Below are 15,146 nucleotides of genomic sequence, written 5' to 3' on the forward strand. Positions count from 1 at the left end.
ATAATCCAAAATTTTGTAGTTGACAAATGATAAGATTTTTTTATGTATATCTGGAAAATAATTCAGTGTTTTAATAGGTTAAATGTAGTATATGGGGAAGCGATCGCGCGATCGCTCCAGAGGAATTCCAGAACGGTTGCTTCAGATGGAGAGCTTTTTTGTACAATTAGCAACTTACGTTATTATTAAATACCTGTAATACTTGAGTACAAATGTACTTAATTTTATCTGCCACTGATCCTGAAGGTATATAATCACCGATAAATGTCCATGTTTCTACGGTGGAAAGTTGCCAAACTTGACCACGATGATCAAAACCTAATACTTCTAAGCCAATAGCTCTATGGGTATTATTTATAGTATCATGATAAAAACGAATTTGAATTAAAACGCTGCGACATTGCCATGATCTGCTAATACCAGGAAAGTGAAAACCAATATCTATAGAGTCGGGATCTACCAATTCTCTCGTTTCTGGGTCATTTTTCCAAGGCTGGAGATCACATTTAATATCAGGAAATTCCTGCTTGAATAAATTGACGACACTGGCAATTTTGCTGGCAAATTCCAGGCTAGTTGCTTGTTCGGCTGCGTTCACGAAAAACACTCCTAAATATTGCGATCAATTGCTATAAATACATTTATATAGGATTTTGTTCATTTTGTCTTTAATGGAGTTTAGGAACTGAATAATAAGATACTAATATCCCAAATTCTGTAAGAGGTAGGTTATATATTGAACAAATTGCCCAGTCGTTAGAATATAGGTAACAGCATAATGGCACAATACATAAGTATATTAAATCTGATAACATTGTTTTACAACAAGATAATAAGAAACGAAGATTAATTAATTTTAGTTTAGCTTGTGAAGTTAATAGAATTAACACTAATACAGCTTGGCGGGCGTAAATAAACCAACCATTCTAAATCGTCCAAAAGCCTATACTGTGTTCGTTTTGAATGCATCAATTCCGCCCTGAGGTATTAGAGGTTTAAATACCCTCTCATCTATTAAAAAACTGAAACAATGTGATTGATTAATTGATGAAATTGTTGATAAATTATATAGTTTAACTCAAGAAGAAAAAGCAATAGTTCAGGGAAAAATAGTTAATAAAGTTAATAAAAATATTCCCAATTTCTTGTTTCATTTTGTAAATAAATGATAGATTTTTGTGATAAATACATATCAAGAAATAACTAGGGAATGGTTATATTGGTTTGATGAAATTAGTAGAGATGTTGAGAAAATTAGGAGTATATCCTAATACTTTAACATAGTTTGTAAATTATTTTCATATCCCTAACTTCTTAAAAAAGTCGGGGATCTGATGATCTTTATATGCGATAATTTCTTAGTTGACTAAATATAAGATATTTGAGATTATGACAAATCAAAATACTATTCCTGTAATAGTTAATGGTGCTGCTGGTAAAATGGGTCGGGAAGTTGTGAAAGCTGTATCCCAATCCTCTGATATGGTATTAATGGGCGCAATTGATACTAGTCCTCAACATCAGGGAAAAGATGCGGGCGAATTAGCAGGTTTAAGTGAATCTTTGGAAGTACCCATTACAAACCAATTAGAACCAATGTTAGGTTATGTGGCGGGAGAAAGACAAATGCAGCCGGGGGTAATGGTAGATTTTACCCATCCCGATGGTGTATATGATAATATTAGAAGTGCGATCGCTTATGGTATTCGTCCTGTAGTGGGTACAACTGGTTTAAGTCCAGCACAGTTAGAAGAGTTAGGGGACTTTGCGGAAAAAGCGAGTACAGGATGTTTGGTAATTCCTAATTTTTCCATAGGGATGGTATTATTGCAGCAGGCAGCGATCGCCGCATCTCAATATTTTGACAACGTGGAAATTATCGAACTCCATCATAACCAAAAAGCGGACGCTCCGAGTGGTACAGCCATTCAAACTGCCCAATTATTAGCACAAATGGGTAAAACTTTCAATAGTGCCCTGGTGGAAGAAACGGAAAAAATTCCTGGTGCTAGGGGCAGTTTAGCAGAGGAAGGCATTAGAATCCATAGTATCCGTTTACCAGGGTTAATTGCCCATCAGGAAGTGATTTTTGGCGCACCTGGACAAATTTACACCTTACGCCATGATACCAGCGATCGCTCCTGTTATATGCCAGGGGTTTTATTAGCCATTAGAAAGATTATGTCGCTAAAATCATTAGTATATGGATTAGAAAAAATTCTTTAAAGGAGATCAAGGAGTCAGGAGTTGGTGTTAATTTAAGCTACAGATGGCTTATTTGTTTGGCTACTAAACCCAAGTGGAACTTCTAGCGTAGTAGCATGGCGTAAGCCATATTTTACTGGCTAATAACGAAAGTAAACTAAAGTTTACTAAAAAATTTTGGGGTTGTTTTAGTCATCTAAAGATGACTTTTGCTATTAGACTGGGAATAAATTCCCAGTCTAGTTATGGGTTTGACGTTAAGTTGACACTAATAAGCAATACTAAACCCCTATTGACTCCTGACTCCTCGATCTCCTTATAAAACTATGCTAGTTCCCCTAACTCGTCAAAAGTTTGAGCAAATTATCCCCTTAATTGCTTCTGGTTCACAATACAAGTATTATTGGGGAAAATTCAACTACTTTTTACAACGACTTCTCATTTCCGCAGTTATTGTTTCCGTACTTCTGCTAATCAAAGTCTTATTTAGATTGGAATTAGGAGCAATATTATTTATTATTGGTGTATTTGGTTCTCTCTTCTGGCTATGGTATCCCATATTTCAAGCCAGTATCAGAAATAGCAAATGCCGAAGTTATAAGTATGGTGGCTTTTTTCGTGGTCGCATTCTTGACTGGTGGATTACAGATCGCTTAATCGCTAAACAGGAAACTGTTAATAGTAAAGGCGATCTAGTAATTGTGGAAAACCGGGAAAAATATATTAACTTAGAAATAGGAGATGATACAGGATTTACTATAGAGTTTACAGCACCATTAAAACCTGCTCATAAAGCGATCAAACTTGGCCAAATAGCAGAAATGATTGTTATGTCTAATGTGGCTGATCTCAGTACAATAGAACAATTTAGCGATATATATATACCTTCTCGTGATCTGTGGGTAAGTGATTATCCTTATGTACGCGAGGATTTTTTCAGAGAAGTTAGTCTCCGCTTACGCGAAGATCAAGATACTAACCCCCGTCGTCGTCCCCGTAGGCGAAATAAGTGATAAGCTGTTGTGCTTTTAACTTGAATAATTAATACAAGCAAGATGCTTGTGCTACTGTAACTTCAGGTTTTTTAATTATACAGTGAGTGCTGCACATTAGCCTAAGCTAAATCCAATTTAGCTCAATCGAATTGAATATTATGAGAAGTTAAATAAAAATGGAATGGCACATTACAGACGCTCAAAGTCTAGCAATAATTGATACTGAAATTGGTGATCATGCTTTTCCCCCAGCCGAATATGAAATCGTGCGGAGGGTAATTTATGCTACATCTGATTTTGAGTATAAATCCTTAATTCGTTTTTCTGAACACTCTTTACAAGCGGGAGCGGCCGCCCTAGCAGCTAGAACCACCATTGTAGTAGATGTACCGACAGTACAAGCAAGTATTGCCTATGACATTCAAAATACCTTTGCTAACCCTGTTTATTGCAGTATGGAAGCCTTAACCGGGCCACAAAAGGAAAAAACCCGCGCTGCCTGGGGGATAGAAACTTTGGCCAAGCGTTATCCAGAAGGGATATTTATAGTGGGACAAACACAACCTGTATTGAGTATATTGGTAGATTTAATTGAGGCTGAAGAGATCAAACCTGCCTTAGTTGTAGCTACACCAGCAGGTTTTATAAATTCAGAAACGATTAAAAACCGGTTACAAGATTCCCTAGTTCCTTGTATTACTATTGCAGGGCGTAAGGGTAACGCTTTGGTAGCAGCAGCGATCGTTGATGGTTTAGTAGACTTAGCTTGGCAAGCCTACGGACAAGAAAGAACTGGAGTAGGATAGTAGGGTGCAGGGTGCAGGGAGAATTATATTTTACCCAATTACCCATCACCAAACTTTATGATTCTGCATTAGAAGAAGGGCGACTAAAAACAGGAGAGAGATAAGCTACCAATAATCCAATTAAAAATGCTGAAATATTTCTTACTAAAGGCAACCACTCACTAGTACGGGTTATAACTGGAGCAATACCAAAAGCAATAAATAACATTCCCCATAAAGGTGAGAAAATTAACGCCCATTGCCAAGCAAATATTTGTTTATCATTACGTGGTTGAGCGGCAAATCCACAAATTATACCGCCTATAGCGGATGTGATTAAAGTTAATATCCATTGTTCTCTGGGTAGTCCAGGAACTACTTGACAACCACCTTTGAGTAAACAACCCTTAACAGAGTCTAAAGCCTGTAGAATAGCTTGATCTTCCCCTTGTTCACGGACGAAATATAAGTTACCAAAACGGGTTTGTAATTCAATCCAAAAAGTGCGAGGTAAAAGCTCATACACTGCATCCCCCACACTAAAACTGAGGATGTTACCACCACGAGCATCAGCAACTAAAAGAATGCTTTTATCATCTAAACCCCAATATTTAATTACTGCTCTTCCTGGTGTACGATCATACTGAGTCAAAACCCGTAATTTCCAACCTGTCTCAGTTTCAAACTGTTCTAATTGTTGAACCAGCTTGAGTTCCTGGGGATCGGGTATGGTTTTAGCTAAGTCTACTACTGGTGTGACAAAATTGGGCAATAAATCAGGATTTTCATACGCTAAGGCCGATGGAGAGTTAATTATCCATATTGAACCAATAAAGCAAAGTGCTGCAATTGATAGGAAAATTCGCCGCCAAAAACACAGATACATGGATTTTTTATACAAAAATTAACAGGTAAGATGAAATAGGTGTTACGAAAAGAGTAAAGCAAGACTCATATTTCTTTACACTTCTTTACTAATAATTTAACCATAATCTGCCTGACAATCTGTATCAAAAATTTTTCATTCTAAATTTAGAGGGGTGAGGAGTCAGTAAGGGTTTACCCTGCTAAACCCGCTTTGGCACGTTTTTAGTTAGTATATGATTTTTATATGTTATGGGTGATTAGTGATTGGTGATTGGTAAGCAGTCAGTTTTATATTTTATGATTAAGCTAATGTGCAGCACTCACTGTATAAATAAAAAACCTGAAGTTACAGTAGCACAAGCATCTTGCTTGTATTAATTATTCAAGTTAAAGGCACAACAGCTTTACTGATAGCTGACGGCTGAAAGCTAAATCTATTCTTCAAATATTTTTCCTGCTTTTACATATAAAATTTGTGAAGATTTCAACCATTGAGCATCAAAAGCTCCTAAATGTGTAGTAGTAATTAAAGTTTGAAACCTGTCCTGAATAGTATCCAATAATTGATTTTGTCGTGATGGATCTAATTCTGCCAGTACATCATCTAATAATAGTAAAGGTGGTTCATTAATGACTTCTTCAATTAGTTGTAGTTCAGCTAGTTTTAAAGCTAGTACCAATGTTCTTTGTTGGCCTTGAGAACCATATTGACGGGCTGGAGTTTGATTAATGGTGAGTTCTATTTCATCCCTATGAGGTCCAACTAGTGTAGTACCTCTATGTGATTCAGCGATCGCTCGTTGTTGTAACTTCTGCAAAAACACCTCTGTTAATTCTTGAGGGTGATTTCGCTCTATTGTAACATGAGGAACATACTGGATTTGTAAATTTTCCGTACTTCCACTAATACTAGCGTGCCAAGATGCTGCTATAGGTGCTAATCTTTGAATAGCGCGATCTCGTCTTCTAATCACTTTAATACCAGCATTGACTAATTGTACATCCCAAATGGCCAATTCTGAGGATTGAGCATGAACTTCTAACTGTTGACTCCTTTTCAAAAAAGCATTGCGTTGGCGTAAAACCTGATGATATTGTTGTAATAGGTGAGCGTAAACTGGTTCAAGTTGAACTAAAAGAGTATCTAACCAGTGACGACGATTTTCAGGACTACCCCTAACTAATTCTAAGTCTAAACTAGAAAATTCCACAGCGTTGAGAACACCGAGAAAATCTAATTGTCTGCGGATATTTTCGCCATTGATAGCCACACTACGACGAGCTTGACGACGTAAAGTCAAAGATAAATCAGTAATACTAGATATTTTTTCCAAAGAAGCATGAATTTGGCAAATATTTTGCCCATCTTTAATTAAATCACGATCGCGTGCCAAACGGTGCGATCGTAAAGTAGCCAGTAATTCTACAGATTCTAACAAATTCGACTTACCTTGAGCATTATCACCCACCAAAATAGTTTTAGGGGCTGTAAAAGTAACTTTTTGCTCGTGGTAATTGCGGAAATGTTGTAATTGTAGACTTTTTAATTTCATACTGAGTCAGAAGAGGGCGGAGTGAAGAGTTAGTAAAATAAGTTGGTGTTAACTAATGTGTTCTTTGCGTCTTTGCTCCTCTGCGACTTTGCGCGAAACATAAACGTAGAGTAAATTCAAGACTTTTAAACCCTACGCTTACCCATGAAACGGAAAAATACTTTTTCTGCTTCAACCCAAATAAACAAGACAGAACTAAAACTAATACAAACTAATAATTCATTTAGTGGTAAATAATGAGTCCCAAAGAAAGATTGTAAAGGTGGAAAATATACTAACATCAGTTGTAAAATCGTTGTCACAATTACAGATCCTAAAACAAAGAGATTAGAAAACGGATTCATTTCTATAGTAAGCTGATTGTTAGACCTAACAGCGATCGCATGACCCATTTGAGCTATACACAAAGAAGTAAATACCATTGTTTTCCAACGTTCAGGATCTAAACCTTGTCCATGGACAGATTGACTATGATTATAAGCCCATCCCATGAGAATAATAGTAGTAAACGCAAAAACAATTCCAATTCTCAGCATATAAGAACCTAAACCCCGCGCAAAAATACTTTCCGTAGGGTTAAAAGGTGGCCTTTTCATCACATCCGGTTCAGCAGGTTCAACAGCTAAAGCTAATGCTGGTAGTCCATCTGTGACTAAATTCATCCACAGAATTTGTAAAGGAGTTAAGGGAACATCCCCTAAACCTAATAATGGCGCGGCTGCTATGGTCAAAAGTTCCCCAATGTTACTACCGAGAATATATTTAATAAATCGGCGAATATTAGTATAAACTACTCTACCCTCTTTAGTAGCAGCGACGATAGTAGCAAAATTATCATCTAGTAATACCATATCACTGGCTTCTTTGCTGACATCTGTACCTGTAATACCCATAGCGATACCGATATCAGCTTGTTTTAGGGCTGGAGCATCATTGACGCCATCTCCCGTCATGGCTACGAATTTACCACGTTTTTGTAGAGCCTGAACAATTCTCAATTTATGTTCTGGAGAGACTCTAGCATAAATGCTAACTTGATCAACTTCTGCTAATAACTCTGTATCATTCATGCGTTGTATTTCTTGTCCAGTGAGAACTATCGCATCTTGACTAGCAATACCTAAATCTATGGCGATCGCTTTTGCTGTTAGGCGATGATCACCTGTAATCATAATGGGACGAATTCCCGCTTCTAAACATTCCTGTACAGCATTTCTCACTTCAGGACGAGGTGCATCATACATTCCCACTAACCCTAACCAGATTAAATCATCTTCTGCTGCTTCTGCATTACCTTCTATTGGTATTTCTAATAAAGGTTTATAAGCAAAACCTAAAACTCGTAAGCCTTTACCAGCTTGATAATTATTTGCTGATAAAATTTGATTTCTATGTTGTTGTGTAATAGCAATTGCACGATTACCTACATAAATTTTAGTACATTGGGCTAAAGTTAATTCAGGAGAGCCTTTGGTAAACATTAAATAAGGTTCATCATTGACAAAACTAGTAATTGCTGGATCAATATTCATCATATAAGGATCAAGAGTAGCTACTGGTTGCACTTGACAAACCACACTCATCCGTTTACGCTCAGAAGAAAAAGGAAATTCAGCTACACGAGGTAATTTACTATCCCATTGATCCTTTTCAATATGGTCTTTTCCGGCTAAGGTTAATAAAGCTCCCTCTGTAGGATCACCTAAAATTATCCATTCTTGACCTTGCTTTTGCAACACAGAATCATTACAAACTGCACAAGCCACTAGTAAAGCGGTAATCTCAGGATAGTTTTCTGTAGAAACTTGCTCATTTTCTAGTTGAAAATTCCCAATAGGTGTATAACCATCACCATTAATCCGGAAAGTCTTACTATTAGTGTAAACTGACTGTACCACCATTTTATTTTGAGTCAGAGTACCAGTTTTATCAGAGCAGATCGTTGTAACAGAACCAAGAGTTTCTACAGCAGGTAATTTACGAATTAAAGCATGATGACGCACCATGCGCTGAGTTCCCAAAGCCAAAGTGACAGTAATTACCGCAGGAAGTCCTTCAGGAACTACCGCAACTGCCATACTTAAGGAGACTTCTAATAATTTTTGTAAATTCTGGAAAGTGGGAGTATGGATCATACCACTAATGACCACAAAAGCAACTAAGGCTAAAGAACCTTTTACCAATACATTGCCTAATTGGGTCATGCGTTGTTGTAAAGGAGTAGGTTCAGTTTCTACAGATTGCAACAAAGCCGCAATTTTGCCTAATTCCGTTGTCATACCAGTGTTAGTTACCAGAACCTTAGCACGACCTTGAACAACTTCCGTCCCTTGAAAAACTAAATTTAAGCGATCGCCTATAGGTGTATCTTCTGGTAAGGTAAGGACTGCTTGCTTAGTGACAGCTTCTGCTTCCCCAGTTAAAGCAGACTCTCGTATTTGCAAATTCGACTCTTCTATTAACCTACCATCAGCCGCTATTTGCATACCTGCTTCTAGCAACATCACATCCCCTGGTACAATATCCTTAGCAGCTACATCTGATAAATTACCATTACGGAGGACTCGCACTAGTGGAGAAGACATTTTTTTAAGAGCGGCTAAAGCCTTTTCTGCCTTAGTTTCCTGCATATAACCCAAGACACCATTAAGAATAACAATAGACATAATGGCAATAGTGTCTTTAAATGGAATTTCTCCTGTTTTTGCGTTTCCTGAGTACAAACTGATTATATCTAAAATACCAGAAACAAGAGCCACACCGATCAGCATCAATAACATAATATTGGTAAACTGATCTAGTAAAATTTGCCAAGGAGTACGGACTGCACTTTCTTGAAGTTCATTGGATCCATATTCATGTAAACGTTGTTCAGCTTCTTGAAAAGTTAAACCACTATTTACATTAGTATTAAGCAGTTCCACAGCTTGATTAACTGGCAAATTATGCCATGAAATAACACTTTTAGCTAAAGAATGAGGAGACATTTTATAGTTTAAAGTAAGTGGTTAAAAAAATAGCTATCAGCTATCAGCTATCAGTAGTCAGCTTTGATCACTTAAAAGCCAGGAATATTATATTTTACCCAATCACCAATCGGCAATCACCAATTACCAACTATTAACATGAGTTTGACAGATAACCCAATGTTTACACCAAAAACAATTAGACCAGTTACCGCTGCTACCCTCTATGGTATTGCTTTTATCGAAAATAAATTAATTGCTATTGATACTATCAAAGGTCATCTATTAGAAATTGATCCTGACAACGATAACAGTAAAATAATTAATCCGCATCAAGTTCGAGAATTTAAAGAAGTTACTGGTTTAGCTATCTGGGAAGATGATCTCTGGGTAACTCGTGGTCATAATGTTTATGTATGTAAACTCTCATCCTTGGGTTTAGAGCATTTTGTCACTTTACCTTATCCTGCTGATGGTGTGGCAGTGTGGGAATCTACAGTGTATGTTAGTTGTCAAAGATTAGGCTATATTCTCATTTTTGACCGGGAAAGCCGCAGAGAAATTACTCGCTTTTACGCTCCTGGTGTGGGTGTGGAAAATTTAGCAGTAACAGAGGATACATTATGGATTTGCGATCGCTTAGAACAATCAGTATACTCTATGGATCGCGCCACTGGTGAAATCCGTTTTAGTATATTGACTCCTTTTCCATCTCCTAGCGGTATTGCTATCCATAGTCACGATCACAGCACAGATAAAGACCTGATTTATATATCATACTCCTACGAAGAACCTTATATTAGAGACAACCCCAACGCTGATCCTTGTCATGAATTAACATATCGCGATCGTACTTTTATCCATCCCTTATATTATCACTACGAACCTGATAAACATTACGCACTCTCTAATGGTTATCTTGTAGAAATGTCCTACATCGAAGAAATTGCTCCCCTAGATGAAGTTTATTTGACTCATATTGAATGGCGCATCGCTCTTCCGTCAGAGACAGAACGACAAAAACTTAAACAAGTGGAAGCAATTGGTATACCATTCACAGAAGAAATAATTGATGGACAGCGCGTAGCGGTATTTAACTTTGAAACCCTCGCTCCCGGAGAACGTCACATTTTCGGATGGAAAGCACTGTTAGAAATTCGCGGTATTAAATATCGTATCACCCCCAGAGATGTGGAAGAACTACCAGAACTTTCTGTATCATTGCAAAAATACCTTGTGGATGATGATGACTTAGCCATGGATAGTGATATCGTCATCCGTGCAGCCCGTACCGCCGTAGCTTCCGAAAGTAACATTTTACGCAAAATGTACAATATCCGTAATTTTGTCTATGATGAATTATCCTATGGTATTAAACCATATATTGATCCGCCCGATGTAGTTTTAGATCGGGGTGTGGGTTCCTGTGGAGAATACGTGGGTGTTTTACTAGCTTTATGTCGCTTAAATGGTATACCTTGCCGCACAGTTGGTAGGTATAAATGCCCGCCTTATCCCGATCAACAGGGTATTCCCTTACAACCCGATTTTAACCATGTGTGGTTAGAATTTTACATACCTAATTTTGGTTGGCTACCAATGGAGTCTAATCCTGATGATATCACGGAAGGAGGTCCCTATCCCACACGCTTCTTTATGGGGTTATGTTGGTATCATGTAGAAATTGGTAAAGGCATTTCCTTTGAAAACCTGACAAGTAATGGTATTAGATTGACAAAAGAAGATATTTCTATAGGAGAATTAGCCATTAATCATATTCGCTTTACAATTCTCCAGGAATTACCATCTTTTTAAAAGTCAGGAGATCCAGGAGTCAGAATAAAGAATTTTTACCCTGTACTCTGCACTCGGCTCTGTGCAGCCATATTATTACTAATAAACATAGGAGTGAAAATTATCGTAGGGACAATTCATGAATTGTCCCTACAAGGTTATAAATCAAATATTTGGTTTAATCAATCATTATCAGAGTTTTGCTACTGATAGATAGTATTGCTTGCTTAGTGGGAATTTGAGAACAATTAAATATTGCCAGGACTTACGCAAGTGTCACACTAAAAAATCTGTTGTCCGGTGCGTCAGATATCAAAAATTTGGTTATTTACATGATTTATACTGTCTGACGCACCCTAACAGTTACTTTTAGTTTGCATTTTAGTAATTTAGATTTATCGTTTTTTAAGAGATTTTATTAGGGTGATTATTCTGTACTAGTTATTATAGCAGGGAACAGGAAATAGAGTTGAAAGTCTCTTAATATAATAAATGGTGTTTTATCCTCAATTTGTCCTATCTCATTCAAGTACATACCACTATAGTAAGTTAAAATTTAGGACTGTTAATCTTATGATTTTCTTAAATATTAATTAACTATTAATTATCAATTGTCAAATATCAATCGTCAATTATCAATTTTCTGGTAAATTATAATCTCATTGGTGAAATAGAGAGGTTTGGAAACAATGGGTGTTGATACAAGTGCTGATGATCTAATCAAATTACATACTAATGGAAATAAATCAGATTTGAAAATTCAAAGATCAAGAAAGATGTTAGTTCATAGTGCTGAAACAAGTACTGTAGACCGTCCTTGGACTATTGAAAAAAGCGAGGACCTCTATCGTATTGCTGGTTGGGGACATCCCTATTTTTCTATCAATGCCGCAGGCCATGTTACTGTATCCCCAAAAGGTGAACGTGGTGGTTCTTTAGATTTGTTTGAGTTGGTTAATGCGCTCAAACAGCGGAATTTAGGATTGCCCATGTTAATTCGCTTTTCTGATATTTTAGAGGATAGAATTGAACGGTTAAATGCTTGTTTTGCTAAGGCGATCGCTCGTTATAACTATCCAGGTGTTTATCGAGGCGTTTTCCCCGTAAAATGCAACCAGCAACGCCATTTAGTTGAAGATTTGGTAAGATTTGGTAAACCCCATCAATTTGGTTTGGAAGCAGGTTCTAAGCCAGAATTGATGATCGCTTTGGCCTTGTTGGATACCCCTGGTGCATTGTTAATTTGCAATGGCTACAAAGACCAGGAATACATCGAAACCGCAATGTTAGCCCAAAGACTCGGACAAACCCCTATTATCGTCCTAGAGCAAATAGAAGAGGTAGATTTAGTCATTGCAGCTAATAAACAGTTAGGTATTAAACCAATTGTAGGAGTAAGAGCAAAGTTAAGCACTCAAGGCATGGGAAGATGGGGAACTTCTACAGGCGATCGCGCAAAATTTGGTTTAACTATCCCAGAAATTATGGAAGCTGTAGATAAACTGCGGGAAGCGGATCTTTTAGGTTCTTTACAGCTATTACATTTCCACATAGGTTCACAAATATCCGCCATTAACGTCATTAAAGATGCCATCCAAGAAGCAAGCCGCATATATGTGGAATTAGCTATGTTAGGCGCGGATATGCAATATTTAGACGTGGGCGGTGGTTTAGGTGTAGATTATGATGGATCACAAACTAATTTCTACGCATCAAAAAACTACAATATGCAAAACTATGCTAATGACATAGTAGCAGAATTAAAAGATACCTGTGCAGAAAGACAAATTACCGTACCCACCCTAATTAGTGAAAGTGGCCGGGCTATTTCTTCCCATCAGTCAGTGTTAATTTTTGATGTTTTGAGTAGCAGTGATGTACCTTTAGATCCTCCAGAACCGCCCCAAGAAGGAGAATCACCAATTATTACTTATTTGTGGGAAACATATCAATCTATCAACAAGGAGAATTTTCAGGAATTTTATCACGATGCGACACAATTCAAGGAAGAAGCAATTAGTAGGTTTAATCTAGGAATTTTAAGATTAAAAGAACGAGCAAAAGCGGAACGTTTGTATTGGGCTTGTTGTCAAAAAATTCTCAAAATTACCCGTCAAGAAGACTATGTACCCGATGAATTGGAAGACTTAGAGAAAATTATGGCTTCCATTTATTATATCAATTTGTCCGTATTTCAATCAGCACCAGATTGTTGGGCGATAGATCAATTATTTCCTATTATGCCTATTCATCGTTTAGATGAAGAACCAATTAGAAGGGCAATATTGGCAGATTTAACTTGTGATAGTGATGGGAAAATTGACCGTTTTATTGATTTACGAGATGTGAAATCAGTATTAGAATTACACAAGTTTGAACCGGGAAAACCCTATTATTTAGGAATGTTTTTGAATGGTGCATATCAAGAAATTATGGGGAATTTACATAATTTATTTGGTGATACTAATGCAGTGCATATTCATCTAACTCCTAAAGGTTATCAAATTGAGCACGTTGTCAAAGGGGATACCATGAGTGAAGTTGTGAGTTATGTACAGTATGACTCTGAGGATATGGTGGAAAATATTCGTCAACGTTGTGAACGTGCTTTAGAAGAGCAGCGTATTACTCTATCTGAGTCTCAAAGACTTTTACAGACTTATGAGCAAAGTTTGATGAGATATACCTATTTGAATAATGAAGCGTAAGTAGTACAGGGTGCAGGATGCAGGATGCAGGGCAAAAATTTTTGATTCTGACTCCTATATCTCCTGACTCCTGGATCTCCTGACTCTTAGATATTCTACACCGCAGTTGCTCCTAATAATTCTGCGATCGCCTTATGTTCTACAGGTATTTCTACAGGGGCAGTTTGACGTGCATCAGTTATTAACCAATCTAACGCAGCTGCTTGTACATCTATGGCTGCTCCTGTTTTATCTACACAATAACGACCAAATACTAACTTATCCACTAATCGCACTCCTGGAGCTAAACGCGACCATTCAAAAATCACACTATTATCAACGGTAGCGCCGTTACAAATCCAACAGTTAGGACCAATCATCGCAGGTCCGACAATTTTTGCACCATCTTCAATCTTTGTCATTCCGCCAATATACACAGGTCCGGTAATATCCACCTTATCCCAATTTACGGACACATTTAACCCAGTGTAAATCCCAGGAAATACCTCCTGTCCAGGAATTTGCACATTTTTGATTTCTCCTGATAATACACCCCGAATAGCCCGCCAATAATCAGGTACTTTACCAATATCTACCCATTCAAAATCCATCGGAATGGCATAAAAAGGCGCGTTATTAGCTACTAATTGGGGAAATAATTGGCTACCAATGTCATATTCTACCTTAGAAGGAATATAATTAAATACTTCTGGTTCAAAAATATAAATACCAGTATTAATATTGGTACTTAAAGCTTCTTCCATTGATGGTTTTTCTTGGAATGCTTTAACACGATTATCTGCATCCGTAACTACCACACCATAACTGGAAACTTCTTCTTGAGGTACAGATTTAGTAATAATGGTAGCGATCGCACCCTTTGACTTATGCCACTTTACCGCAGCAGTTAAATCTAAATCAATTAAAGCGTCACCACATAAAACCACAAAAGTATCATCAAAAAATGGTGAAAAGTCCTGAATACGGCGCATTCCTCCCGCCGAACCAATAGCTTCCCCCACCAATTTACCATTATCATCAATTTTACCTTCAAAAGAATAGGCGATTTGTACCCCAAATCTTTGGCCATCGCGGAAATAACTTTCTATTTCCTCTGCTAAATGACTAACATTCACCATAATTTGATCAAAACCATGTTGACGTAATAACTCTAGCAAAAACTCCATTACAGGCTTTTGCAAAATAGGAATCATCGGTTTAGGAATAGTATAAGTAATGGGACGGACACGAGTGCCCTTACCCGCAGCTAGAATCATTGCTTTCATAGGCTTAA

At 37.3% G+C, this 15,146-nt stretch carries 10 protein-coding genes; 5 read left to right on the forward strand and 5 right to left on the reverse strand.

The window, feature by feature from the left end; all coding sequences use genetic code 11:
• Window positions 1-166: 166 nt before the first annotated feature.
• Window positions 167-598, reverse strand: coding sequence for a hypothetical protein (locus H6F32_RS03380; protein WP_190367926.1), 432 nt, complete (start codon window positions 596-598; stop codon window positions 167-169).
• A 791-nt stretch (window positions 599-1,389) separates the two neighbouring features.
• Between H6F32_RS03380 and dapB the strand changes: the two genes are divergently transcribed.
• From dapB to H6F32_RS03395, 3 genes are all read left to right on the forward strand, one after another.
• A complete protein-coding gene (gene dapB / locus H6F32_RS03385) occupies window positions 1,390-2,226 on the forward strand; it encodes a 4-hydroxy-tetrahydrodipicolinate reductase (RefSeq protein WP_190367927.1) in 837 nt (278 codons plus the stop codon).
• A 305-nt stretch (window positions 2,227-2,531) separates the two neighbouring features.
• The gene (locus tag H6F32_RS03390; protein ID WP_190367928.1) at window positions 2,532-3,218 is read left to right on the forward strand and encodes a phosphate ABC transporter permease; all 687 of its coding nucleotides are present in this window, start codon (window positions 2,532-2,534) and stop codon (window positions 3,216-3,218) included.
• A 158-nt stretch (window positions 3,219-3,376) separates the two neighbouring features.
• Window positions 3,377-4,006: a precorrin-8X methylmutase gene (locus H6F32_RS03395; protein WP_190367929.1), complete on the forward strand. Its 630-nt coding sequence runs from the start codon at window positions 3,377-3,379 to the stop codon at window positions 4,004-4,006.
• A gap of 55 nt (window positions 4,007-4,061) precedes the next feature.
• Here the strand turns inward: H6F32_RS03395 and H6F32_RS03400 are convergent, their stop codons facing one another.
• The 3 genes from H6F32_RS03400 to H6F32_RS03410 form a co-directional block, all read right to left on the reverse strand.
• On the reverse strand, window positions 4,062-4,871 hold the full coding sequence (locus tag H6F32_RS03400; RefSeq protein WP_190367930.1) for a TPM domain-containing protein: 810 nt from the start codon (window positions 4,869-4,871) through the stop codon (window positions 4,062-4,064).
• Window positions 4,872-5,286: 415 nt separating this feature from the next.
• Window positions 5,287-6,405, reverse strand: a complete 1,119-nt coding sequence (gene recF, locus H6F32_RS03405; protein ID WP_190367931.1) for a DNA replication/repair protein RecF — start codon at window positions 6,403-6,405, stop codon at window positions 5,287-5,289.
• Between the two features lie 125 nt (window positions 6,406-6,530).
• On the reverse strand, window positions 6,531-9,392 hold the full coding sequence (locus H6F32_RS03410) for a cation-translocating P-type ATPase (RefSeq protein WP_190367932.1): 2,862 nt from the start codon (window positions 9,390-9,392) through the stop codon (window positions 6,531-6,533).
• A gap of 138 nt (window positions 9,393-9,530) precedes the next feature.
• On the opposite strand from H6F32_RS03410, the gene H6F32_RS03415 reads away from it, so the two are divergent.
• Window positions 9,531-11,186: a transglutaminase family protein gene (locus H6F32_RS03415; RefSeq protein ID WP_242031032.1), complete on the forward strand. Its 1,656-nt coding sequence runs from the start codon at window positions 9,531-9,533 to the stop codon at window positions 11,184-11,186.
• 668 nt (window positions 11,187-11,854) lie between these two features.
• The gene (gene speA / locus H6F32_RS03420; RefSeq protein WP_190367933.1) at window positions 11,855-13,873 is read left to right on the forward strand and encodes a biosynthetic arginine decarboxylase; all 2,019 of its coding nucleotides are present in this window, start codon (window positions 11,855-11,857) and stop codon (window positions 13,871-13,873) included.
• 95 nt (window positions 13,874-13,968) lie between these two features.
• Here speA and H6F32_RS03425 read toward each other — a convergent pair whose 3' ends face one another.
• The gene (locus H6F32_RS03425; RefSeq protein WP_190367934.1) at window positions 13,969-15,138 is read right to left on the reverse strand and encodes a sugar phosphate nucleotidyltransferase; all 1,170 of its coding nucleotides are present in this window, start codon (window positions 15,136-15,138) and stop codon (window positions 13,969-13,971) included.
• Window positions 15,139-15,146: the final 8 nt, after the last annotated feature.

The organism is Anabaena sp. FACHB-1237 (assembly GCF_014696225.1).
GTDB lineage: Bacteria > Cyanobacteriota > Cyanobacteriia > Cyanobacteriales > Nostocaceae > FACHB-1237.